Consider the following 26,564-nt stretch of genomic DNA (forward strand, 5'->3'; position numbering starts at 1 on the left):
ATTAGTTATTCATATCCTCATCTTGTGTTAATTTCCTTTACTTCTAAGATTTACTTTTGATCTTCGATTATAACAACAGTATAAGTTACAAATACCCTATTTTCAAATTGTTAATTTATTTCGTGTTTTTAAAAATATAATTTAGAACACTTAATAATCAATGTTTAAGCTACTAAAAAAATCCTTGGAATTGTACATGAATTGAAATAAATTACAAATATTTATCTACTAAAGATACTTTTTAATTTGCTTTAATTCAGAAACTTGAATATTATGCGTCGGTAGTTCTTCTTTATGATAATTAAAACATATAGTTTTTAAACCTACTGCCTCTGCTCCCAATATATCTGCTTCATAATTATCTCCTATCATCATACTACTATCAAGTTTCGCACCAGATTTTTGTATTGCCTGTTCAAAAATAAATGGATTGGGTTTTTTAACTCCCGCTTCTTCACTATCTGTTATTGTTTTAAAATAATGTAGTATTCCAGAATTTGATAGTTTCTTATTTTGCACTTCTTTAAAGCCATTGGTAATGATATGTAAATCATATTTTGGATTAAGATACTCTAATAAATCCTGGGTTCCATCAATCAAATAGTTATGAAGTGGTAGAAAATTAATATAATCATCAGACATTTCATCTATAATTTCTAGAGAAAATGATATATCAAGATGCATAAAGGCTTCTGTAAGTCTACTTCTGCGAAGTTGTTTTTTGTTTACTTTCTCTTCTCTGTATAATTTCCAATACTTCATGTTAATGGGTTGATATACAGCCAGGAAATCTTCAATTTTGGTATTGACATTAAATTTATCAAAAATCATCTTAAATGCTAAAGATGAGTTCCTGTCGAAATCCCAAAGGGTGTGATCCAAATCAAAAAATATATGTTTTACCGTACTATTCATCTTCTGTTGTCCAAATAAATTCTAAAATTGATTTCCAAAAAGGTTCATTTTGCAAATCACTAAACAATGTGTTACTAAAAACCGGAATAAAGACCCCATTTACCTTTTTTACTTTATCCATATATATGCTAATTTCTTTTCTTGCCGACATTAGATCATTAATATCTTCTCTATCACCCTGACTGGCAAAACAAAAAGAATACACCACCAAAGGAGTTTGCACCTCATAATCAAGATCATAGAACATAAACGGAGAGCAAGTTCCTGCTCTAAAACCAGATTGTTTGGGATAGCCCATAGAATAATCCTCCCCTATCTCTAACTCGATAAAATTGCGATATGCCTCTGGTAATTTTATTTTAAAAAAAGAACAGAGTGAGTATTGAAGTCTTCTATTAACAATATTCTCTATTCGTAATTTTTCCTTTTTCAAAAGTGACAGATCAGAGATAGCTTCATATGAAACTTTTAGTCCTACATCAATATAATCTGCAATATGCTTAATAATAGTATGATGTTTTGGGCGGTTATACCCTACATTTTTTTCATATTTAGAATAATCTCCCAATCCAAATAGGGCTTTAGCTTTTCTTTTTTTCTTTTTTTGAAGTTGAATTATAAAATCAAATATATCATATGGATCTCTTTTTAACCCAATAAGCACCTTTATCCTATCGGTTAGTTTATCAAATTGTAATTTCCATAAATCTCGAATTCCTCCTCCTATTGATCGCAAAACTCCTTTATTTTTATACACAAAAGTCTGAGCGACAGAAAAAACAGGAATAATGGTAAATTTCTTTTCCCGAAATTCGAGATCAGGGTATTTCTCTAAAAGCACTTTTTTGAATTTATATGCCCATATATCTATTACCGGATCTTGCAAAAAATTATGGATATATCCTATACTTTCTGTAGCAGGAAAACGCCCCATATTATCTTTTACATGTGGCAAATACTCCTCATATCGTGTTAAAAGATAAAAAGTAGCTGCAAAAATATCAAACGGTAATGCAGAATCGGCATGCTTAACATCAAAAAAACATTTTGTTTCTTCCCAATCAAAAACTTGAACATCTACGTCATTTAAGCCATGCTCAAAAAGTAAATCAACACTCTGGAAATAAAGCTCTTTTCCTAATGGTTGTCTTCCATACGATAGCTTAGGACCATCATGAGCGATAAAAGGTTCTATTTTAGAGGTTAAATCAATATCCAAACCTAATATTCGCTTACACATTTGTTTAAATGTATAGGAAACTCTTGGGGTAATTCTTTGTACGTGAATTAATAGCATATGGTGTATTGTAAATTACGATTTATAATTCCGTAAGACTTACTTTTATATTATGGATTCATCTGCAAAGCTAAAATAGTTTTTTTCTGTAATAACAAGATGATCCAGTAGATTGATATCTAAAGTTATTCCTGCCTGTTTTAGTTTTTGGGTTAACATTTTATCTGATTGGCTAGGTAATACTACTCCACTAGGATGATTATGTCCTAATATGATTCCTGTAGCACCATATTCTAAAGCAGATCTAAAAACAATTCGGGCATCTACCAGAGTTCCTGTCTTCCCTCCAACACTTATTTGTTTTTTCTGAATTACTTTATTTGCATTATTCAGAAACAGCACCCAAAATTCTTCATGCTCAAGATCACCTATAATAGGGTGAAAAAGATGAAATGCATCTTTACTACAGGTAATTTTTGGTACTACAGGTACGTTTTCATCTCTTCGCCTTCTTCCTAGTTCTAAACCGGCTACAATGGTTATTGCCTTGGCTTCACCAATCCCCTTAAAATTCATCAATTGTTTTATCGATAATTTTCCCAATGTATTAATTTCATGATCTACACTAGCCAAAATACGCTTACTTAATGCAACAGCGCTTTCTTCGCGATTACCCGAACTAATAAGTATCGCGATCAGTTCTGCATCTGTTAATGCATTCTTCCCTTTAGCGATTAATTTTTCTCTTGGACGATCATTTTCACTCCATTCCTTGATAGAAAATGAAGAATTTAATTTACTCATATAACAAGTTTAACAATTAAAAATAGTTGGTAAATCCTACCTGTAAGTATAAACTATTTATCTCAATTACAACAACTTATTCCCCAATTAATATCACGATATTAACACTTCTTTTACCTTCAAATTATATTATTTTACTATATATATTTGTTTGAAAATGAAAGTTTTACTATATTTGGTCACCCTTAATCCAAAAATGAATATTTTAACACCTTCAAATGAACCTATTTATGAAGAATATTTTTACTTTCGTTTTACTTCTTGCGACCGTGAGTTTTTATGGGCAGGATAAGAAGATTTCGTTTCTTAATTTAGTAGGAAATAACATACAAGTCCCTAAAGGATGCCAAGCGCAATCTGAATATGAGCTGCAAGCTTGTGACGGAACATCTATAAAATGGGATTATTATAATGATGACATGTTATCTGCAGTTTTTGATGCTACAATAAGTGCATTTGCAGAAAGTAATAGTTCAAAAACAGAAGTAACTTTTACTTCTTTTGGTGCCCAATTAAAAGGATATAAATTTAAGATGGGTACTACTTTCCAATATTTTTTGAAAGGAACAATTAAAGATCAACCGCTAATGATCAATTTGGGTACTCCAAAAGATATTGCAAATAATGATGATCTAGATGGGTTTCTAAGTCTTTTCTTTGATGAGGTAAGTTAAAAAAACATATATAATATTCTATAAAAGGCTAATCATATGATTAGCCTTTATTTTTTAGTCTAAAAAGTGGTATTTTTGAGTATACACCACCTAAAAAAAGCGTATTATGAAATCCCTACTCGATCCAGCTGTACATAATGAGATAGAAAATCGCATAAACAAATTATCTGTTACAAGTAATGCTATCTGGGGAAAAATGAATGTTTCACAAATGTTTCATCATTGTCAATTTCCATTAAAAATTGCTTTAAAAAAAGATCATCCCAAACTTAAACCCAATATATTGGCAAAGCTACTCTTCAAAAAATCTATGTATAATGATAAACCATGGAGAAAAAACTTGCCAACGCATTCAAAACTAAAAGTAGTTGAGCAAAAAGATTTTGAAACCGAGAAAGAAAAACTTTTACATCTTGTAACCGAATTTTCTAGCCAGAGAGATAAAAAAGAATGGGAACCTCATCCAATATTCGGGAAATTTACTAATAAGCAGTGGGGGCAGTTACAATATAAACATCTCGACCACCATCTTCAACAGTTTAATACATAACTCCTAAAATACTAGTATAAAAAAGCATTATCCAGAAGTGCTAAACCATGAGTTGTTAATCAATCCAACCCAAAAAAGTATAGAAAATTTACTATCAAGTCTATTGAAAACATTTTCAGTTTTCAATCCAATGTTTCACTTCGCTAAAGTCTAACCCTCCATAATTACCACTACTCATAAGTAATAGTGCAGAATTATCTAAATCTTTCTGTTTTAAATACTGCTGAAAACTTTCTGGATCGGTATAAATAATGAGATCATTGCGATTAAAAGCTTCGGCAATTTGTGAAGCAGAAACTTCTTTAAGCTGTTTTATCTTTACTGCATGAGGAGAGTAAAACACCACTGCCTCATCGGCTGCATCCAAAGCGCCTTCATATTCTTTTAAAAACGAAGCATCCAGACTACTATAAGTGTGTAACTCGAGACAGGCCACCACATTTCTATTTTGATATTGCTCTTTTACTGCTTTTGTAGTTGCCTTTACTTTAGACGGGCTATGCGCAAAATCTTTATATGCCACAGCTTTATCGCTCTCTGCAATTTTTTCTAATCGTTTTGATGCTCCCTTAAAAGAAGCAATGGCCTCATAAAAATCATCCTCATCAATTCCCATATGCTGGCAAATCCATTTTGCACCAGCAAGGTTATTTAAATTATGTGCGCCAAAAATTTCGATAGGCATTTCTCCTTCAGGAGTATCTAGTAAAGTTTCCCCATCCTCTACGCGATACTGCGGAGTTACATATTCAAACTTTCGAATTGGATTTTCTGTTAACTCTGCTAGTTTTTTTACCTCAGTATCCTCTTGATTATATACTAATGCACCACCATTAACAATAGAATTCATAAAAATTCTAAACTGATCGACATACATATCAAAAGTCGGAAATACATTAATATGGTCCCAGGCAATCCCACTTACCAAAGCAATATTAGGGTGATACAAATGAAATTTTGGCCTGCGGTCAATCGGCGAAGATAAATACTCATCTCCTTCTAAAACGATAAAATCATTCTCTTCTGTAAGATGTACCATGGTATCAAAACCTTCTAATTGCGCTCCTACCATATAGTCTACTTCCTTATCATGATAGTGCAATACATGCAAAATCATAGAAGTAATCGTTGTTTTGCCATGTGATCCTCCTATTACTACACGAGTCTTATTTTTGGACTGTTCGTATAAAAATTCTGGATACGAATATATTTTCAACCCTAATTCCTGAGCCTTAAGAAGTTCTTCATTATCCTTTTTGGCATGCATACCCAAAATAATTGCATCAAGATCTGAAGTGATTTTTTCTGGAAACCAACCAAATTCGGTTGGTAATAATCCATATCGTTCTAATCTTGATTTTGAAGGTTCAAAAATAGTATCATCACTTCCTGTTATTTGATATCCTTTTTGATGTAATGCTATGGCCAGGTTATGCATCGCACTACCTCCAATAGCTATAAAATGTACACGCATAGTAAACTCTTAAATCAGAGAGTAAAGATACAATTAACAATTAGCTAATAAAATAATGAGGTAATGAAAAATAATTTCGAGTCTTAATTATTTTCCTCATTAAATCGTAGGGTTTCCTAAACAAAACAGAGACTTCCCTCATTTATCATTTTATCTGTTCTTTTTTAAGCCTTTCTTAGTCATCAAATAAAATGTGGTAGAAATTTTGATTTATAGCAACAAAATTATCCTGACTCATTTCAAATACGTAGTTTTATGATGTTATTTACGAATTATGAAGCGTTATCATATAAAATAATACAACACTTATTTACGTTTGTTTCACAACCTAAAAAATATATGATGAAAAAGCATATCATCCTTATTATAATCTGTATATCAAACCTGTATATTATGAAAGGTCAAAATGACTATCAAAGTGATTGGAAAAAAGTAGAAGCTTTTAACCAGCAAGGATTACCAAAATCTGCTTTGGAAGTAGTTGAAACTATATATACTAAAGCGAAAAAAGAAAATAATGATAACCAGGTAATCAAAGCTTTTCTTCACAAGGCAAAGTATATGCTTACTCTAGAAGAAAACGCACAACTTACCATTATCAAAAACTTAAAAAGCGATATTGAAAATAGCGAATTTCCAAAAAGAAATATTTTAGAAAGCATTCTCGCCAATTTATATTGGCAGTATTTTCAACAAAATCGATGGAAATTCTATAATAGAACTCAAACTTCAGAAAAAGTTGATGCCGAAGATTTTAGAACCTGGGATCTGGAAACATTATTTGCAGAAACACATCTTTATTATCAAAAATCTCTTAAAAATGGAGTTTTGGCCCAGCAAACAAATCTTAGTAGGTTTGATCAAATCTTAGATACGCGTACTGATTCTAAAAAATATCGCCCTACACTATACGATTTTTTAGCTCATAATGCCTTAGATTTCTATAAAACCTCAGAAACCAATATCACCAAACCTTCGTATGCTTTTACAATAAATGATAAAAAATATTTACAGGAACACACTGTTTTTTCATCTTTAAAAATAGAAACCAAAGATTCATTATCACTACAATTTAATGCTTTAAAGTTATTTCAAGATTTAATAAAATTTCATGCAAGAGACAAAGCACCAGATGCTTTGATCGAAGTAAATATAGAGCGTATAAAATTTGTATCAGAAAATGCTGTTTTTGGCGACAAAAAAACCATTTTACTCGAATGCTTACAATCAGAAAAAAAGAAATTTGCAACTCATAGTGCTTCAGCTTTATACGATTATCAAATTGCAAATTTATATAAAGAATATGCTGATACGTATATCCCAGAAGAAAACGAAACCCATCGCTGGAAATTAAAAGAAGCCTTAGAGATATGTGATGCTACAATTAAGAAATTCCCAGATTCGAGAGGAGCCAACCAATGTGAAGCATTAAAAAGCCAGATACTTCATACCGAGTTAAACATCAAAACCGAAAAATATGTTCCAATACAAAAACCGGGCAGATTACTAATCACATATAAAAACCTGAATAAACTTTATTTTAACGCCTTTAAAATTACTCCTAAGCAATTAAAAGATTTAAATAAGTTATACAAAACTCCAGATCAGATCAAATTCCTGAGTTCCTTAAAGGCTACTAAAACATGGGAAGCAGAAATTTGTGATGAACATGATTATCAGACTCATACTACTGAAGTATTGTTACCAGAATTAGAACAAGACTCTTATCTTATTTTAGCAACGATATCAAAAGATCTTTCTCAAAAAAGTTTGTTTTCTTATGGAAATACCCAGGTTACTAATTTAGCATTAACAGAAAACAGAACTCCAGAAAAATCAATATTCCAGGTTTTAGATCGTAATAATGGAGCACCCATTGCCAATGCCAAAATACATTTAAAAACAAATAATCAAAGAGGGTATGGCAACAAATTAGATAAAACCTTAATTACAGATGCCAAGGGTCAGGCTTATTTAACAGTAAATACATATCACTATGATGTTAGTATTACTGTTTCGCATGAAAAAGATGTAGCCAGGTTTGAAGGATACTATCTAAATCAATCTTATAAACCAGATTATAGCACCAAAACAAATACTACCACTTTTCTATTTACAGATCGCAGTATTTACAGACCTGGACAAACCGTATATTTTAAAGGAATTATGATGTCTTCTGATGGCAAAGAAGAATTTAAAGTATTACCCAATCAGTCCACTTTTGCTACACTAAAAGATGTAAACGGACAAGATGTAAAAACGTTAAACTTTAGAACGAATGATTATGGATCCTTTAGCGGTGAGTTTATAGTTCCTTCTTCTGGACTTACTGGAGTGTATACTATACAAACTAATAATTACCACAGTACTTCTTTTTCTGTCGAAGAGTATAAACGACCTAAATTTGAAACTAAATTTAATCCAGTTAAAGAAACCTATAAAGTTAATGATGAAATAAAACTTACCGGAGTTGCCACAGCTTATGCTGGTAGTGCAATTACCGATGCCAAAGTAGTGTATCGGGTACATCGTAAAGTACAATACCCTCGTTGGTGCTATTGGTACCCAAGACATACAGTAGAGCCTCAGGAAATTACCCATGGAGAAACCATAACCGACGAAAAAGGAGAGTACAATATTAATTTTAAAGCACTCCCAGATCTTGGGGTATCTAAAGAAGATTTACCAATTTTTAATTACGAGGTTACAGCAGATGTTATTGATATAAACGGAGAAACACGTAGTACTACAACAATAGTTAATGTAGGATATCACGCGTTGACCGCTGCTATTACAATCAAAGATAAGATTGATAAAATACAAAAAGACAACACACTTACGATAACCACCATTAACCTAAATAATGAGTCTGTTGCTACCAAAGGAACAATTAAGATTTATAAACTGAAAGCTCCTAAAAAACCTATGCGAATTCGCCCATGGAAAGCACCTGATTATGAGGGTTTCAAAAAAGAAAAATTTGCAGAATTATTCCCACATGATGCTTTCAAAAATGAGCATGATTATCGAAAATGGGATAAAGGAAATATGGTACTGGATAAACCGTTTAATACTGCATCGACAAAAGAAAATGAAACAGGAACACAACAACTTTCTTTGGGTAGCATCAAAAAGTGGGAGTCTGGTAAATATGTTATCGAATTAAATACCAAAGATCGATTTGGTCAGGATGTAAAAGATATACAATACATTACCCTATACAGTCAGGAAGACAAAAATATTAGTGATCAGCAATTGTTTGAAATCACCACCAATAAATCTACCTATAAAATTGGAGATGAAGCGATTGTAAAGTTTAGTTCTGCTTCAGAAGATATAACAATTACAGTAGACATTGAGAAGAACCATAAAATTATTGAAACAAAACTTATTAAGCTCTCCAAGAATAGTAAAACTATCAAAATTCCAATTACAAAAGAGGATCTAGGAGGGTTTTCAATCGGATATAGCTACCTAAATTATAATGGATATCAAAGCGGAGCAATGATAATCCCTGTACCTTATGAACCTACAGAGCTTAGCATAGAAACCAAAACCTTTAGAGACAAATTACTTCCTGGTCAACAGGAAACCTGGAGTTTTACGATCAAAGGTCCTAAAGGTGATAAGGTTAGTGCAGAACTATTGGCTAGTATGTATGATGCTTCTTTAGATCAGTTTAGACCTCATCAATGGTATTTTGATCCCATCAATCGACCTACATATTATACCCAGAGTAAACGACATGCTACACAGAGTTTCGGAGTCCTTACATTTAGATTACAAAACCACAATAACCCATCATACCATTATAGCAGCCAGGGGTATGATCAACTAAACTGGTATGGTTTATATTTTGGTCAACAATATTTTGGAGGTCGAAATAGAAATTATGACATTATGGAAAGTGGTGCTCCTGCACCGATGATGAAAAGGTCTGCTGCCAAATCTGCTGTTTCCAATGAAGTTGCAATGGAAGAAGCAGAATTTAATGCCGATGATGGGGTTCGAGGAGTCGCTGGAGATGTTGCCGAGAAAGACGAGGAAGAAAGTAGAGCAGGAAAACAACAAGAACAAAAACAACAAGAACAGCAATCTCTCGAAGGTGTTAAAATTCGGAAAAACCTACAGGAAACTGCTTTTTTCTTTCCGCAGTTAACTACTGATGAAGACGGCAATGTAAGTTTTAATTTCACTGCTCCCGAAGCATTAACAAAATGGAAATTGCAGCTACTGTCACATACCAAAGGTTTAAACGCAGCAACAACAACTTTAGAAACAGTAACCCAAAAAGAGTTGATGATTCTTCCTAATCCACCCAGGTTTTTACGAGAAGGTGATAGGATTGTATTAAGTTCTAAAATATCAAACCTTGCTACCAAAGATCTTAATGGTATTGTAGAATTACAATTATTTGATGCTTTAACCAATAAAATGATAGACACAAAGCTTCAAAACAATAATGCTCGTCTAGACTTTATGGTAAAAGCCAAAGGAAACACTAATGTATCCTGGGAGCTTCGGATTCCCGATGATGTACAGACTGTTCAATATAAAATCATAGCCAAAGCAGGAGATTTCTCTGATGGCGAACAAAATGTACTTCCGGTATTAAGTAATCGAATGTTGGTTACCGAGACGTTACCAATGTGGATTCGTTCTGATCAAACAAAGACATTTACACTAGATAAATTAAAAGATAACACCTCTAGTACATTAAAACACCATAAGCTTACTCTGGAGATGACTTCTAATCCAGCTTGGTATGCCGTACAAGCACTACCCTACCTTATGGAGTATCCATATGAATGTGCAGAGCAAACATTTTCGAGGTATTATGCAAATACCTTAGCTAGCCATATCGCTAACTCTAATCCTAGAATTCAGGAAGTATTTAATCAATGGAAATCCAGTGATGCACTACTAAGTAATCTTGAAAAAAACCAGGAGTTAAAGTCTCTGATGATTCAAGAAACACCATGGTTACGTGATGCACAAAGCGAAACAGAACAAAAGAAACGAATCGCTTTGCTTTTTGATCTTAATAAAATGAATAATGAACTACAATCAGCATTAAACAAATTAAAACAAATGCAGTATGGTTCTGGTGGGTTCCCTTGGTTTCAGGGAGGGCGAGAAAACAGGTTCATCACACAACATATTACTACAGGATTCGGACATCTAAAAAAGTTAGGAGTTACGAAGTATGATGGAGATACCGCTAATATGCTACAAAATGCAGTTCGTTTTCTGGATGCAGAATTTGTAAAAGAATACAAGGAGCTTAAGCGATATTGTGAGAAACATAAGATTGATATTAATAAAAATCATTTAAGCTATACTCAGATTCATTATTTGTATATGCGTAGTTTCTTTACCAATATCAAAAGGCCAAAAAATACTAACGAGGCTTGGAACTACTACCTGGGACAATCCAAAAAATACTGGTTAAATCAGAGTTTGTATGCGCAGGGAATGTTAGCCTTAATAACACACCGAAACGATGATAGTGCAACAGCTAATAAAATCATAAGATCACTAGACGAAAAAAGTATATCTAGTGAAGAATTAGGAATGTATTGGAAATCTAATACAGCAAGTTGGTTCTGGTATCAGGCTCCAATTGAAACTCAATCTTTAATGATTGAAGTCTTTTCTGAAGTGGAAGCAGAACCTAAACGAACCAAAATTGTTGATAATCTGAAAATCTGGTTACTTAAAAACAAACAAACCAATCGCTGGAAAACTACTAAGGCTACTTCTGATGCTGTATATGCATTATTACTACAAGGTAGTGATTGGTTATCGGTAACCGATATGGTAGATATCGTATTAGGAGATCAAAAAATCGATCCAGGCAAAATGGAAGATGTAAAGGTCGAAGCTGGAACAGGATATTTTAAAACCTCCTGGAATGGCAATGAAATAAAACCTAATATGGCAACTGCCAAAATCTCTAAAAAAGGAAAAGGTATTGCCTGGGGAGCTTTATACTGGCAATATTTTGAAGAGCTAGATAAAATCACTTCGGCAAAAACACCACTCTCTTTAAAGAAAAAATTGTTCTTAAAGAAGAATACAGATACTGGTGAAGAAATTACAGAAATTACTTCAAAAACCAAGCTAGAATTAGGTGATCTGATAAGAGTACGTATCGAATTGAGATCTGATCGTACAATGGAGTTTGTTCATATGAAAGATATGAGAGCATCTGGCCTGGAGCCCATCAATGTAATCTCACAATACAAATGGCAAGATGGTTTGGGATATTATGAAAGTACGAAAGATGCTTCTACAAACTTTTTCTTTGACTATTTACCCAAAGGAGTATATGTTTTTGAGTATGACCTTCGTGTCAATAATAAAGGAGATTTTTCTAATGGCATCACCACGATACAAAGTATGTATGCCCCAGAATTCTCTAGTCATTCTGAAGGAATCAGAGTAACCATCAAATAGAATAATACATTTCTTTTAATTATTTTAGTCTTCTCCAAGTTTACCGAGTATGGTTTGGTATTCTTGAAGAAGACTAACTAATATTCAGGCTTTATTTTATGAGGGTAATCAAAAAGATATTGAAATACATTGGGATCATTTTAATACTCCCGGCATTATATCTTATCATATCTCTGGTACTAACCTATATTCCAGTAAATGGAAAACAAGATAACGAAGAAAAAAATCACACTGTTTACCTAAGTTCTAATGGTGTTCATTTAGAAATTATCATTGCCAAAAACGATTTAAATACTATTGTTTTAGAAGATCAGTTAGATACTTCTCAGGCACAATATTTCTCATTTGGCTGGGGCGATAAAAACTTTTATGTCGAAACTCCATTATGGGCTGATCTTACATTTGTTAATGGGTTTCAAGCTTTATTTCTTAATACTCCAACCTTATTACATGTCACCAGGCATTCTTCTATGCAAGAGGATTGGGTGGCTCTAAAAGTCAATCAAAAACAGCTCACAAAGATAAATCAATATATCTCTGCTACTTTTAGACTAAATGGTGAAAACAAAAAGATAGTATTACCTGGTTTAGGGTATTACAAAAACGATGATTTTTATGAAGCTACAGGAAATTACACATGCTTTAACACCTGTAATAGCTGGGTCAACACCGGATTGAAACAAAGCGATATAAAAGCGTGTTTATGGACACCCTTTGATTTTGGATTACTGGGTATGCATAAAAATTAATCCGACAGATAAAAAAAGACCTGTCTGGTTTTAAACCGACAGGTCTAGAAATAGTATAAAGATCTAATTTTATTTCTTGGGCATCATTACTGCATCTATCGTATGGATAAGCCCATTAGATGCCTTAACATCTGTAGTTACCAGATTACCTCCATTACCCATTTTATCGATAAGAAAAATTCTATCCCCTTTCATTGTTGCAGTCAATAATGTTCCTCCTATTGTTTTTAACTTCACACTTCCGTTACCTTCATTAATCGCAATAACAATATCTTCTTTTGTAATTACACTAGGTATAATATGACAATTCAAAATAGCTTTTAATTGCTCTTTATTTTCTGGGTTTAATAATTTTTCTAATGTAACGGGGTTTAATTTATCAAAAGCTAAATTTACAGGAGCAAATATGGTAAACGAACCTTTATCCTCTAGTGATTTTGCCAATTCGGTCACTTTAATTGCAGATGTGAGTGTAGAAAATCCTTTATCCACAGAAGCAAATTCGAGTATAGTGGGTAGTTTTTCCTTAATAGTTTCCGAAGATGTTACATTCTGTGCTATTAATTTTTCGTTTTGTGTAGTCCTATTATTTTTCGTTTCACTACAAGCGGTTAGTAATAACAATCCGGATAAAGTAAAAACTGGTAATACATTTCTAATTTTCATTGTAAGGATTTTTCGTTTTTTTGTTTGTATGGGAACGGTACAGAAGTGTTTTTCTTTGGTAAATTTTGGTTAAATAAATCTTAACAAAACACTAAATTCATTATTCAACAAATTTTAAGAACCAAAGAACACTACTATACAATTACTCTATAAAGGTAGCAGGGGTAGCAAAATTATAAACGTCAACTTATTATCCGTAACGTTTCTTCTAGTATTCGTTTTTAGTCATACTCATAATGAATTTCTTAATCTAGATTATTTTTTTAGTCATCTTATATGTTGAATTTTGTCTTAAGCAAATAAAATCAATGACATGAAAAAAGATCGGATCGATATTAGTGAGGTTAATCCAAATGCCTACAAGCCTATTTTGGCACTTTATGATGATATCAAAAAAAGTTCATTATCTGACTTAGAGTTTTTATTGATAGAAATTAGGGCTTCACAAATTAATGGTTGTGCCTACTGCGTGCAAATGCATATTCAGGAAGCTGTTAATCAAGGAGAAAAACAATATCGCATACATGCTTTACCTTTTTGGAGAGAATCTCCTTTTTTTACTGAAGAAGAACAAGTCATCCTGGAAATGACAGAGGAAATAACTCATATTTCTGTAGATGGATTAAGTGATGAGCTGTATCAAAAGGCCATTCGTCTTTTTGGTGAAAAAAAAGTGGCAGACATTATTATGGCAATTTGTTGTATCAATGTATGGAATAGAATAGGAAGAGCCACTTTAATGACTCCAATACCTTCTTAAGAATAATTAAATTTTTATATCAATGAAGATTATCTATGTCAAACTCTTTCTAAGAGTAAGTATTGCTTTAGGTTTTTTATCTGCAGTAGCAGATCGATTTGGATGGTGGCCCCAAGAAAGCTCTGCCTGGGGTAACTGGGGTAGTTTTATAGAATACACCAAAGTGCTTAACCCATGGGTTCCTAATAGCCTTATAAATGCTGTAGGAGTTGTAGCAACAGTTGCAGAAATAGTATTGGCTATATTTTTGATTATTGGATTCAAAACATCATTATCTGCCAAGCTAAGTGGTACTCTTATTGCCCTTTTCGGCATTACTATGTGTGTTACTATTGGTGTTAAAGCACCACTAGATTATTCTGTATTCTCTGCAGCAGCAGCTGGATTTGGGCTTAGCATAATCAAAGAAAAATATCTAGAAATCGATACATTATTAAGTAAAAAGTAATCGGCATAATACATTAAGATCAAGCACAGAAGGTAAACCACAAAGTATAATCCTCTTTTTTACACTTCTGTGCTCATCTATATTTTTAACATCCAAAACAATATAATATGAGTTTGGTTACTTCTTCACTCATAATTATTTTATTGTTTCATTAGCTGTTTTACTATCGATATCTACAATTTCTAATCTATAAATTAATTCTCCGTATTTAATTCGATTAGGCATATCCTCATACACGTCAATAAATGTACGATCTGTATAACTTTCTGGAATTAAAAAAGGCCTGTTTCCCATGTAAGTCTCTACTATCAAAATATCATCTTGATGTGCTCCTACTGCTTTAGACATCGTATTGGCCAGCGAGCTCCCTTCATAAGCTGCTGCCATATTTACAACTCTAAAATCTTTATCCATAGCTATATCAAACCTGTAATAATTATAGTTTGATTCCTCTGGGTTAGGCAGACTAAACGAAAACTTGAATTCGTTTTCTAGCACCTCTTCTTGATCCCATGTTTTTACTAAATAAGTACCAGGAAGGAGTATTTTTTGCACCGTATTTCCTGGATCAATTATTTCGTTTATTGCCCAAACATCACTTGGTGTACCATCGTCATAAATCATCTCAAAAGTAACTGACTTTTGCTCTTCACTGGTATTAAACAATCTAAAATGCTGTCTTGCTCCATCCTGTTCATTTGCTATAACACCTAGAATGATTGCTCCTAGTACCAAAAAAATAATAAATCCGATAAAAAGTTTTATAATTGTTTTCATATTAAATTTTCTGAAATGTATTACCCGCCGTGCTTAGTACTTTTTTCATAAGACTTACATTTTCCTCTTTATATTTTTTCAGTATTATTGACTTAATAAGAGTTGTCAAAATTATTCCCGGAATAAAAGCTATAATTCCTCCTAAAGCTCCTGCCAATTTATAACCTGGCAAAAAATCTAATGGCGCTATATGATTAGCCCCCATATAAGCTCCTATAAACATAAAAGGAAAAGCTATACCATACATTAAAAAACTACCAATCTTTGTAGATTCTGAGACCTCTATATTTAGGTCCCTAAAATGTTGTTTCTTCCAGTTTAGAGATAAAGAAGCACCGATTTTATTCCCTTTTCTTATTTTTATATCATAACTCCAATCATCTTCTATTTCGGTGTCTTTCCCTAAAGAAATTATATATTCATTTCCAAAATCATTATCTAACTTAGCTGCTAATCCAGAAACAAATTCTTTTATTTCTTCTTTTGCTGCATTTACATCTTCTGTATTTAATTTATAAACCATCTGCTATTATTCATGTATTAAAAATTGCTTGATCCTCTTTAATTATGCCTTCTATTTCTTTTTCAAATCGTAACCATTTTGGTAATAATATTAAGATAGGAAGAACACCAGAGACTAGTATTCTTGCCATTGTTGACGGCGAAAATCCACTTATTACTATATAGTTTTTATCAGATTTAGTTTTCAACTTAACAGAAGCACCTATCCAGTTATTCTTCTTAATAACAACATCTGCTCCTATCAAGGAACTTAGATACACCTCATATCCAAAAGAAGAAAACATCGTGTTTAGATCATCTTTTAATACTTCTTTGTTAAGTGTTTTCTCTGTGGTTATTTCAATTTTTCTCGCCATATTTAGGTTCCTACAATTCTATAATCATTTTATTTAAATACAACCTTGATCATCTCTTGGTTTATACCAACAAATCTTTTTAGGAGAAGGGGTTAGATTTTCTTTTGTTTAAATTAAAAGGTTACAATTTTTGATTCAATTCATTTTCCCACTCTTCATAATTTTTCACGATGATTCTATATGTTTCATTCTGTTTACTTGTAACCTCCAGGACATTTTTTGTTACACCATGTTTTCCCTGGGTTATTTTCTGTATGTCTTTAAACTCAAGATTAAATCCAAAACTTTTCTTTTCAACTTGTTTTTTAAGTAAACTACCCAAAAGCCCTAACCCACTTACCCCTGTCTTATGGGCATCTAAAACGAGTCTATCTGGTGTTAGATAAAGTGTTCCCTGCATCAAGTTTACTTTTGATTTAAGATATCCTACTTTTTCTTCTTTTTGGATTCCTTCTTTTACTAACTCTTCTTTCATAACTATTTTTTTACTGGCTAAGTAACCTTTTCTACAATTGGTATCTGTATTTTGTTGTCTATTTCACTTTATCACAACTTAATTCTCCTCTATGACCAATGGTATGCTGCTTGATGTTTTCATCATATTGCCCATTACCTAAATAGGTTTTTAAAAACCCAAAATTTCTATAACCACACCCTTCATCATCAGAATATAACACATCTCCTTCTACATAATTTCCTTTAATATTTCCATAATCATCTTTTAAGATTTGCCAATCTAATGTGATTATAACTTTATGAAATTTCACTCCTGGCCAGTCTTTAGTATTTGCCCATAACTCAATTTGTTGCATCATTTCTGCTTCCAAATCTGCATTATGTTTTACAGGAGTAGGTGCTCTTTTTGCTTTTAAAGCTCCTTCTTCAATTTCTTTAGCCATCATTATTAAATCTTCTGTCCCCTCTGTTGTATCATAGGTTATCGTACCAAAATAAAGTTCATCCTCCTGATCCATTTTCCCATCGGTAAGTGAAATTCTTAAATTATGCTTATAAGGGTCTAAGCGTTCTCCCATTCTCCCCAGCAAAAAGGAAGCCCCATCTCTATCTATTTTCATATTAGCTAGAGAAGAAGGAACTATTTGAAATATCGCATAATTTTTCTCTAAATCTGTTTTTTTCAGCCTTTTCACGGTACATTGATTTACTACTTCATTTTCTTTTGGCAACAGATCTTTCTCCATTTTATCCATACCTATAGTTATCCAATAGTGATTTCGTCCAAAATTATCTTGAAAACGATTACTTAGCCGTTTCAAATAATAGCTATCTTTCATTTTTGCAGGAAAGTAAGCCACTCCCCAAATTTCATCTCCAATTTTAAAATCTGTTTTTATTGTTGAAATATCTTCGTTACCAACTGTAGGCTCTTTAGAAAAGAAAACTATTTTCCCAACATTCTTTTTGTGAAAATCTGACGTTGCATCCTTCACAAAATATTCAGGAGGTCCTTTTTCTTCTTCTTCCTCCTTCTTTTTTTTCTTTCCCCACAGGTTTCCTAACTCCTTAGATAATTCGGACTTAATACCTAGTTGTTTTTTTGCGGCTTTTAGTTCTTTTTTACTAATTGCCAAAACCTCTTTTTTTATGACCAGATTCATATCTCCTAATACTAGAAGTGTTAAAAGGTTATTCTTTTTTGTCAAAATGTAACTTTCTTTTGTATCAACACTTTCATAACTGCCTGGTATATTTTTCAGCAATGAAAAAGCCATCTCTGAAATTCCTCGATACGTGTCGAATGTTGCTTTTATACTTCCATCTCTTCGATTAAGGATTTTAATTTGGTTTATTTTATTTCCAGTCACAAAATAGAGTCCATCAGGAATTTTTTGGGCGCTTGCCTTTACAGAAAACAATACTAAAATGACAATGAGAATACTCTTAAATTGATTCATATTATTAAAGTAATTTTTTAAGTGTTCAAATATAGATATCGGTCAAAACAAAAAAAGCTTTACTTCATATTCGCATTGCTTTTAGTGATATTCGATACGCATTATTTTATATTTGAAAATTAACAAAGAACCTTTCCAGGGTTATGATGGGAAATTTTGGCTTTTGATCTATGATTAAGATCTTTTATTGAATGGTAATATTACATTTCAAGAGAAGGAACTACACATAACAATGTAATAAAGAACTCTGGAATGTTTGGTTTTCTACTTTGTAGAAAAAGAAATTGAAGAAAATTGTGAACCTTTTTATTAGAGAAATAAGCGGTGCACTAAATATGATACCATGCTAAAAAAGTTAATATATCATCTTAATGCTAAAATAGAATTAGCACTAATACTATATTACAAAATAAGAAATCAAATTTTTAGTCATTCAACATTTGCCAAAGTTTGTCTTTTAACTCTTGCAACCCTTGTTGTGCTACCGAAGAAATAAACAAGTAAGGAACGTTTAGTTGCTGATCTAACTCAACCTTCATTTCTTTTTTTAACTCATCATCCAGCATATCAGATTTTGATATTGCTATAAGTCGTTCTTTATCTAATAAATCAGGGTTGTACCTCCGTAGTTCATCCAAGAGGATTTCATATTGTTCTTTGATATCAGGGGCATCTGCCGGAACCAAAAACAACAAGGTAGAATTACGTTCGATATGACGTAAAAAACGATGACCTATACCTTTACCTTCTGCTGCTCCTTCTATAATACCAGGAATATCAGCCATCACAAAAGTTTGAAAATCTCTATATTCTACAATACCCAGATTTGGTTTAAGTGTAGTAAACTCATAATCTGCAATTTTCGGTTTTGCAGCGGTTATAACCGACAGCAAAGTAGATTTTCCTGCATTAGGAAATCCTACCAACCCAACATCTGCCAGTACTTTAAGCTCTAGAGTAACATCATATTCTTGTCCTTCTACACCTGGCTGGGCATAGCGAGGAGTTTGGTTTGTTGGGCTTTTAAAATGCCAGTTACCTCTACCACCCATACCACCTTCGGCAGCAACATATTCTTGTCCTACTTCTGTAATTTCTTTAATAATATCTTGTGTTTCGGTATCCCGAATTACGGTTCCCAGAGGTACATCTACATAAACATCTTCTCCATCTGCTCCTGTACTTCTGCTTTTACTTCCGTGCCCACCATGACCAGCTCTTAGGTGACGTTTAAATTTAAGGTGATGTAGTGTCCACATGTTAGGGTTTGCACGAATAATAACATGACCACCACGGCCTCCATCACCGCCATCGGGTCCTCCTTTGGTAATGTATTTCTCACGATGTAAATGTGCAGATCCTTTCCCCCCGTTCCCGGAAGTTATATGTAATTTTACATAATCTACAAAATTCCCTTCTGTCATAATTCGTTTCCTATATCACCCTAATAAAAATCAGAGATATTTCAATTTTACTTTTACTATACTGAATTAGGTTCAGCTTTCACAAACTAAAGTTTGTCTATTACACTACTTAACCTCTCTGTAATTTCATCAATACCTCCTACTCCATCTACTCCAAAATATTTATCTTGTTTTTGGTAGTAATTCTTTAAGATGGCTGTTTCGTCATAATATACTTTAATACGATTACGTATCACTTTTTCATCTGCATCATCGGGTCGCCCTGATGTTTTTCCTCTTTCGAGTAATCGTTGTACTAATACTTCATCATCTACCTCTAGAGCTACCATTGCACTAACCATTGCTCCTTTTGATTCTAGCAATTTAGCCAGTGAATCTGCCTGAGCTTCAGTTCTTGGAAACCCATCAAAAATAAAGCCTTTAGCTTCTGGGTTTTTATCAACTTCGGCATTCAGCATATTAATTGTAACCTCATCAGGTACCAATTGGCCTTTATCGATATATGATTTTGCCAAAGTACCTAACTCTGTTTCATTTTTTATGTTGTATCTAAACACATCTCCTGTAGAGATATGTATCAGATTATATTTTTGTTTTAAAACTTCTGCTTGTGTTCCTTTTCCTGCTCCTGGAGGTCCGAATAACACCAAATTTGTCATGTTGTTTGGTTTTAATTGATAAACTTCTGTAAGATTACGCCCTAATCCGTTATAATCAAGTCCGTATCCTACAATAAATCGGTTTGGGATTTCTATCCCAATATAATTTATATTAATTTTTTTAGTATATGCTTCGGGTTTATAAAATAGAGTAGCAATTTTGTATGTTAAACACCCTTTTTCTACTAACATTTCTGTTAGCACTTCGATCGTATTACCCGTATCTACAATATCTTCTAAGATCACCACTGTTCTTCCCGAAACCTCTTCACCTAGTCCTACTAACTCTTTAACCTCGTGTGTGGTTTCGGTCCCTTCATAAGAAGCTAATTTCACAAAGCTAATTTCGCAATCATAATCAAACCGTTTCAAAACCTCTGAAGCAAACATAAACGCACCATTTAATACTCCTATAAATAAAGGGTTTTTATCTACCAAATCTTGATTTAATCCAGCAGACACCTTATCTATTGCAGTCTCTATTTCTTCCTCACTAATGAAAGGAACAAACTGTAAATCGTGCAGTTTTACCATCTTATTTTATACTTGTTCTGGTTTGATTTTTTAATTTAAAGCCGCAAAGATAGTGATTAGTAATGAGCATAACTAAGAATTACGACATCAACCTTCTTACAACCAAAGGCGGGTCTAAATCGTTGTTATACAAATACAGATTAGTATAGGTTTAATCATCATCTAATAAAAACACATACCAACCAAATAGGCTTTCTTATGGTTAACTTATTGCATTTACCTTACATTATTGTGGTTATTCCTTCCGAAAAAATTATTTTTGCATTTTATGATAAATTTGAAACCCCGAAAATGACAAATTTTTTCTCGTCAAACTTTAAGTTAGGAATACTAGGAGGAGGTCAGCTAGGTAAGATGATGCTTTATGACACCCGAAAATATGACATCCAAACATATGTCCTCGATCCAAGTCAAGATGCTCCTTGCAAAATTGCATGCGATCATTTTCAACAAGGTAATTTGATGGATTATGAGACTGTTTATAATTTTGGAAAAAAGGTAGATGTACTCACTTTTGAAATCGAAACTGTAAATCTAGAAGCTTTAGTTCAGCTAGAGAAAGAAGGTAAGAAAGTCTATCCAAGTTCAAAAACTCTGGAAAAAATACAAAATAAAGGGAAACAAAAGCTTTTTTACGAGGAAAACAAAATTCCTACTGCTGAGTTTACCCGATTTTCTAATAAGGCTCACCTTACTGAAGGAATTACCAATAATAGAATCAAACTTCCATTTGTCTGGAAAAGTACGCAGGGAGGATATGATGGCAAAGGTGTTTCGATTGTTAGATCCGGAGCAGATTTAGCAAAACTTCCTGATACAGAATGCATTGCAGAACATTTAGTTGATTTCAAAAATGAATTAGCTGTAATTGTTGTTCGCAATCCTAGTGGAGAAATCAAAACCTATCCTGTGGTAGAGATGGAGTTTCATCCAGAGGCCAACCAGGTAGAATATGTGATTTGCCCAGCCAGAATTGATTCTAAAATTGCACAAAAAGCAGTAAAAATTGCCGAGAAAGTGTCTAAAGCTTTTGAGCATGTAGGAGTACTGGCTGTAGAAATGTTTCAAACACAAGAGGATGAGATTCTTGTAAATGAAGTTGCGCCAAGACCACATAATAGTGGACATTATAGCATCGAAGCCAGTTATACTAATCAATTCGAACAACACATAAGAGCTATCCTAGATTTACCTTTGGGAGCTACAGAAAGTAAAGTAGGTGGTATTATGGTCAATCTGGTAGGTCAAGAAGGATACACTGGAGATGTTATTTATAAAAACATAGAAGAAATCATGAAAATGAAGGGGGTTACTCCCCATATTTATGGTAAAAAACAAACACGTCCTTATAGAAAAATGGGGCATGTTACTATCGTTCATGAAAACATAGATGAAGCTCGAAAAATAGCTGAAAAAGTAAAAAACACAATACAAGTAATTAGTTAATAGAGATGTAGAAACTTATTTTATATACCTTCATACTCTATTATGATTACTAATTTTTTGACAAACAAATACTAACAATAACAAAAAATATAATGAGCAAGGTGGGAATAATAATGGGTAGTACTAGTGATATGCCTGTAATGGAAAAAGCTATCGAAGTATTACAAGGTTTTGATATCGAAGTCGAAGTAGATATTGTTTCGGCACATCGTACCCCAGAAAAATTATTTGATTATGCCAAAAATGCCCATACCAGAGGCATACAAGTTATTGTAGCTGGTGCTGGTGGCGCTGCTCATCTTCCTGGGATGGTGGCTTCATTATCTCCCCTACCCGTGATTGGCGTTCCTGTTAAATCACGTAATTCTATCGATGGATGGGATTCTGTTTTATCTATTTTACAAATGCCTGGTGGAGTTCCTGTAGCTACTGTAGCTTTAGATGGCGCACTCAATGCTGGTATTTTGGCAGCACAAATTATAGGTGCAAGTGATACATGTGTTTTAGATAAAATCTTAGTTTATAAAGAAGGATTAAAGCAAAAAGTAATCGAAGGTGCTAAGCAGATAAAAAAATAACAAAAAAAAGAGTCACTTTTCAGTGACTCTTTTGAATATCAGGCCTTACAAAAGAATATAACAATATTTATTAACCAACTTAAATATATTACACAAAAAATTCATCGTAAGACCATTACTCTTAAAACCTACGACAAAGGTAAAACCTTACTTTAATTACACAATAAAAGTAATGCTAAAATATTCATAGTTTTCGATGAAATACCAATTTCATCGATAAAAAACAATAATTAAGATTTAATTAACATTTTTCTGATCGAAAAAACAGACAGTAAAACAGTTTTTTTACTCAAAAACCCATTTTTTAGTGAAAAATAGAAGACAAAAGAGCTGCAAAATGCAGCTCTTTCGATATATTTGGTCTTTGCATTAGAACAATTATTTATATTCATACCCCAAATAAAAATAATCTTTTATTCTAAATACCAGACCATACTAATAAACCTAATCAAATCTATTGGTATAAAATTTAGTTTAATGAAAAACGCCTATAACCTGGACTCATTTTTCGATAAAAGGCTATTTTTTCCGATGTAAGAACATATAATATAAAAAACAAGAAGAAATCATTAATACACAATGAACAATCCACTATTAAAACCATTTGATGCTGCACCATTTTCAGAAATAAAGTCAGATCATTTTTTACCGGCTATAAAAAACGGCATTTCTATTGCCAAAAAACAAGTTGATACCATAGTCTCTAATTCCGAGCCACCTTCATTTTCTAATACTATAGAGGCATTAGAATATTGCGGAGAGTTGTTAGATAGAGTTACCAGTGTCTTTTTTAATTTAAATAGTGCTGAGACTAATGAGGAAATTCAAAAAATAGCACAAGAAGCCTCTCCTTTACTTTCAGAATTTAGTAATGACATAGCACTTAATCTCGATTTATTTAAGAGAATCGAAGTAGTGTATACACAAAAAGAATCATTAGATCTTAATCCAGAACAATCCAGACTTCTTGAAAAAAGATATAAATCGTTCTCGAGAAATGGAGCTAATCTTCCTGATGAAAAAAAAGAAAAACTAAGAGAGATTGATAAAGAGCTTTCTACACTAAGCCTAAAGTTTGGCGAAAATGTCTTGGCCGAGACTAATAAATTTGAGATGTTGCTTACCAACGAATCTGATGTAGCTGGTTTACCAGAAGGAGCTAAGGAAGCAGCCAAATCTATGGCAGAAGCAAAAGATAAAAAAGGATGGTTAATCACCCTGGACTACCCAAGCTATATTCCTTTTATTACTTATGCCGATAATCGAGAGTTGCGCAAAAAACTAGCTCTTGCTTTTGGGTCTAAAGGATTTCACAACAATGATCTTGACAACCAGGAAATTGTTTTAAAAATTGCAAATCTTAGACATCAACGTGCTCTTCTTTTAGGATATTCCTCTCATGCCAATTATATCCTAGAAGAACGAATGGCAGAAACTCCCGATACTGTATTTTCTTTTCTAAATGAAATTTTAGAGAAGGCAAAACCCGCAGCAGAAAGAGAATTTAAACAATTAGCTTCTTATGCCAAGGAATTAGATGGGATTGATCACTTACAAAAATGGGACGGAGCTTACTATTCTGAAAAACTAAAACAAAAGCTTTTTGACCTTGATGATGAAAAACTGAAACCTTATTTCAAGCTAGAAAATGTAATTGAAGGGGTTTTTACTGTAGCCCATAAATTATTTGGTCTTCAGTTTAAAGAAGTTAATGATGTAGACAAATACCATGAAGAAGTAAAAACGTATCATGTTACTGATACTGAAGGTAATTTTGTTTCATTGTTTTATGCCGATTTTCATCCCAGACCAGGGAAACGCAATGGAGCATGGATGACATCGTATAAATCACAAATGAGGAAGAATGATAAAAACATAAGACCTCATGTCTCTATTGTTTGCAACTTCACCAAACCTACACCTAGTAAACCATCTTTATTAACGTTTAATGAAGTAACAACACTATTTCATGAATTTGGTCATGCATTACATGGTATGCTGGCCAATACTACCTATCCGGGTTTGTCGGGAACTAGTGTATACTGGGATTTTGTAGAATTACCTAGCCAGGTTATGGAAAATTGGTGTTATGAAAAAGAAGCTTTAGAGCTTTTTGCAAAACACTATGAAACAGGTGAAATAATCCCAATGGAATTGGTTGAAAAGATTAAAGAATCTGCAACCTTTATGGAAGGTATGGCTACACTGCGTCAATTGAGTTTTGGACTACTCGACATGTCATGGCATGCACAAGATCCTAGTGATATAAAAGACGTAAAAGCGCATGAAAAAACTACTTTTTCGGCAACTTCTTTGTATCCAAATGTAGAGGAAAACTGTATGAGTACAGCTTTTTCACATATTTTTCAAGGAGGGTATTCTGCGGGGTATTATTCTTATAAATGGGCAGAAGTATTAGATGCTGATGCTTTTGAGTATTTTAAAGAAAATGGAATTTTTAATCGTGAAATCGCTACCAAATTTAAAGATCATGTGTTATCTAAAGGAGGTACAGAAAACCCTATGACTCTTTATAAACGTTTTAGAGGACAAGAACCTAAACCTGAAGCGTTATTAAAACGAGCAGGATTAATTAAATAAAAAATACCAAATGGGTCTATTGAAGCTAAAAACTGCAACAGACCCATTTGGTAAATCTAATAATATCCTTCATTATCACTTTATAATCGTCTTCTTTGTATTTTTTTTGATCTACCAAAAAGTACACTCTGCCAGAAAACTTTGAAATATCGATTTAGACAGCTTTACTTTTATGCCTGATCTCTTGTACAATATTTCCTTTTCATAAATATGAACACAATACTATATAAGCCTTTATACTTACGTGATTGAGTAATAATAAAGTCTCTTAAATCCATTTTACATATTGGAAATCCCAAAACCCTGTTTTCAGGGTATAAGGATGAAAATATTATTCTTTTTTTTGAACTAAGGCGCATTAAAATTAAAGCTCAAGAATAGCTGTGGATTTTTAGAATTAAATAGTGTTATACCAAATTCATATTAATTAAATTATTGTAAAAAATGAAAAAAACAATTTTAAATTTAGGAAAGGTCTTAAGTAAAACTCAGCAAAAAAGTATTAACGGTGGTAGGTATACAGAATGTAATTCTGATTCTGATTGCCCTAATAATATGTCATGCTGTTATTTTTCTTTGTATAAAACTGAAATATGTGCCTTTAAACAATTTTGTTAATACCTCTTTGATTGTCCTTTATTAATGTTATAGATCATTTGTTCTTTTAAGAGCCCATAAGTGTGAGATATCTATGCTTTACAGAATTTCTGATCTCTTGGGCAAACAATAGAGGTATTTTAACAATAAAAAAGCAGACACATTTTACTAATGTATCTGCTTTTTTTGTTTTTAAGAAGAATATACTTCTCCCTGAATTATGACGAATTTGGATACCCTATTTAGAGCTCTAACAGTTGTATTGGGGTTGGAATATTGTTTGAGTAATTTCTATTATTTTTTGTGTATTTGCAGTTTTTTTGTTCTATCTCAAAATAAGTGAAACAAAATTTCATAAGAAAAAGATTCTCCTTAACAAAGCTCTAAATACCGTAATATGTCTGATTTTATCACTAAT

Annotated in this window: 21 protein-coding genes; 9 read left to right on the top strand and 12 right to left on the bottom strand. The window is 32.7% G+C overall.

Annotation, left to right across the window (positions count from 1 at the left end; genetic code table 11):
• Positions 1–228 precede the first annotated feature (228 nt).
• From DK441_RS06150 to radC, 3 genes are read right to left on the bottom strand one after another with little or no spacing between them, the layout of a single operon-like run.
• Complete coding sequence (locus DK441_RS06150) at positions 229–915, bottom strand: YjjG family noncanonical pyrimidine nucleotidase (RefSeq protein WP_109097930.1); 687 nt, start codon at positions 913–915, stop codon at positions 229–231.
• Positions 908–2,212 (bottom strand): hypothetical protein, encoded by a 1,305-nt coding sequence (locus tag DK441_RS06155; RefSeq protein WP_109097931.1) that lies wholly within the window; start codon positions 2,210–2,212, stop codon positions 908–910. Before DK441_RS06155 ends, DK441_RS06150 begins: the two co-directional genes overlap by 8 nt.
• Before the next feature lie 45 nt (positions 2,213–2,257).
• Positions 2,258–2,956: a DNA repair protein RadC gene (gene radC, locus DK441_RS06160; protein WP_109097932.1), complete on the bottom strand. Its 699-nt coding sequence runs from the start codon at positions 2,954–2,956 to the stop codon at positions 2,258–2,260.
• 230 nt (positions 2,957–3,186) lie between these two features.
• On the opposite strand from radC, the gene DK441_RS06165 reads away from it, so the two are divergent.
• Both DK441_RS06165 and DK441_RS06170 read left to right on the top strand, forming a co-directional pair.
• Positions 3,187–3,630, top strand: coding sequence for a hypothetical protein (locus DK441_RS06165; RefSeq protein ID WP_025666433.1), 444 nt, complete (start codon positions 3,187–3,189; stop codon positions 3,628–3,630).
• 106 nt (positions 3,631–3,736) lie between these two features.
• Positions 3,737–4,180 carry a DUF1569 domain-containing protein gene (locus DK441_RS06170; RefSeq protein WP_109097933.1) on the top strand — a complete coding sequence of 148 codons (444 nt, stop codon included), beginning with the start codon at positions 3,737–3,739 and terminating at the stop codon, positions 4,178–4,180.
• Positions 4,181–4,295: 115 nt separating this feature from the next.
• On the opposite strand, the gene murC is transcribed toward DK441_RS06170, so the two are convergent.
• A complete protein-coding gene (murC, locus tag DK441_RS06175; RefSeq protein ID WP_109097934.1) occupies positions 4,296–5,654 on the bottom strand; it encodes a UDP-N-acetylmuramate--L-alanine ligase in 1,359 nt (452 codons plus the stop codon).
• Positions 5,655–6,047: 393 nt separating this feature from the next.
• Between murC and DK441_RS06180 the strand changes: the two genes are divergently transcribed.
• Positions 6,048–12,113 (top strand): alpha-2-macroglobulin, encoded by a 6,066-nt coding sequence (locus DK441_RS06180; protein ID WP_235015715.1) that lies wholly within the window; start codon positions 6,048–6,050, stop codon positions 12,111–12,113.
• Between the two features lie 98 nt (positions 12,114–12,211).
• Positions 12,212–12,862 carry a TIGR02117 family protein gene (locus tag DK441_RS06185; RefSeq protein WP_109097936.1) on the top strand — a complete coding sequence of 217 codons (651 nt, stop codon included), beginning with the start codon at positions 12,212–12,214 and terminating at the stop codon, positions 12,860–12,862.
• A 69-nt stretch (positions 12,863–12,931) separates the two neighbouring features.
• On the opposite strand, the gene DK441_RS06190 is transcribed toward DK441_RS06185, so the two are convergent.
• Positions 12,932–13,528, bottom strand: coding sequence for a fasciclin domain-containing protein (locus DK441_RS06190; RefSeq protein ID WP_109097937.1), 597 nt, complete (start codon positions 13,526–13,528; stop codon positions 12,932–12,934).
• Positions 13,529–13,841: 313 nt separating this feature from the next.
• On the opposite strand from DK441_RS06190, the gene DK441_RS06195 reads away from it, so the two are divergent.
• Together DK441_RS06195 and DK441_RS06200 are read left to right on the top strand one after the other, a co-directional pair.
• A complete protein-coding gene (locus tag DK441_RS06195; protein ID WP_109097938.1) occupies positions 13,842–14,288 on the top strand; it encodes a carboxymuconolactone decarboxylase family protein in 447 nt (148 codons plus the stop codon).
• 22 nt (positions 14,289–14,310) lie between these two features.
• Complete coding sequence (locus tag DK441_RS06200; protein ID WP_109097939.1) at positions 14,311–14,736, top strand: DoxX family protein; 426 nt, start codon at positions 14,311–14,313, stop codon at positions 14,734–14,736.
• 135 nt (positions 14,737–14,871) lie between these two features.
• Here the strand turns inward: DK441_RS06200 and DK441_RS06205 are convergent, their stop codons facing one another.
• The 7 genes from DK441_RS06205 to DK441_RS06235 form a co-directional block, all read right to left on the bottom strand.
• Positions 14,872–15,513 carry a hypothetical protein gene (locus DK441_RS06205; protein WP_109097940.1) on the bottom strand — a complete coding sequence of 214 codons (642 nt, stop codon included), beginning with the start codon at positions 15,511–15,513 and terminating at the stop codon, positions 14,872–14,874.
• A 1-nt stretch (position 15,514) separates the two neighbouring features.
• Positions 15,515–16,036, bottom strand: a complete 522-nt coding sequence (locus DK441_RS06210; protein ID WP_109097941.1) for a hypothetical protein — start codon at positions 16,034–16,036, stop codon at positions 15,515–15,517.
• A gap of 10 nt (positions 16,037–16,046) precedes the next feature.
• Entirely contained in the window at positions 16,047–16,391 is a 345-nt protein-coding gene (locus DK441_RS06215; protein WP_109097942.1) for a hypothetical protein, read from the bottom strand.
• 121 nt (positions 16,392–16,512) lie between these two features.
• Complete coding sequence (locus DK441_RS06220; RefSeq protein ID WP_109097943.1) at positions 16,513–16,866, bottom strand: hypothetical protein; 354 nt, start codon at positions 16,864–16,866, stop codon at positions 16,513–16,515.
• A gap of 58 nt (positions 16,867–16,924) precedes the next feature.
• Entirely contained in the window at positions 16,925–18,307 is a 1,383-nt protein-coding gene (locus DK441_RS06225) for a hypothetical protein (protein WP_109097944.1), read from the bottom strand.
• A gap of 425 nt (positions 18,308–18,732) precedes the next feature.
• The gene (gene obgE, locus DK441_RS06230) at positions 18,733–19,731 is read right to left on the bottom strand and encodes a GTPase ObgE (RefSeq protein ID WP_109097945.1); all 999 of its coding nucleotides are present in this window, start codon (positions 19,729–19,731) and stop codon (positions 18,733–18,735) included.
• A gap of 86 nt (positions 19,732–19,817) precedes the next feature.
• Complete coding sequence (locus DK441_RS06235; RefSeq protein ID WP_109097946.1) at positions 19,818–20,924, bottom strand: adenylate kinase; 1,107 nt, start codon at positions 20,922–20,924, stop codon at positions 19,818–19,820.
• Between the two features lie 291 nt (positions 20,925–21,215).
• Between DK441_RS06235 and DK441_RS06240 the strand changes: the two genes are divergently transcribed.
• The 3 genes from DK441_RS06240 to DK441_RS06250 all read left to right on the top strand — a co-directional run bounded on the left by DK441_RS06240 (position 21,216) and on the right by DK441_RS06250 (position 25,549).
• Complete coding sequence (locus DK441_RS06240) at positions 21,216–22,370, top strand: 5-(carboxyamino)imidazole ribonucleotide synthase (RefSeq protein WP_074409122.1); 1,155 nt, start codon at positions 21,216–21,218, stop codon at positions 22,368–22,370.
• Positions 22,371–22,462: 92 nt separating this feature from the next.
• On the top strand, positions 22,463–22,948 hold the full coding sequence (purE, locus tag DK441_RS06245) for a 5-(carboxyamino)imidazole ribonucleotide mutase (protein WP_109097947.1): 486 nt from the start codon (positions 22,463–22,465) through the stop codon (positions 22,946–22,948).
• A gap of 579 nt (positions 22,949–23,527) precedes the next feature.
• Positions 23,528–25,549, top strand: coding sequence for a M3 family metallopeptidase (locus tag DK441_RS06250; protein ID WP_109097948.1), 2,022 nt, complete (start codon positions 23,528–23,530; stop codon positions 25,547–25,549).
• The last annotated feature ends 1,015 nt before the right edge of the window (positions 25,550–26,564 follow it).

It is taken from the genome of Aquimarina sp. AU58 (genome assembly GCF_900312745.1).
GTDB lineage: Bacteria > Bacteroidota > Bacteroidia > Flavobacteriales > Flavobacteriaceae > Aquimarina > Aquimarina spinulae.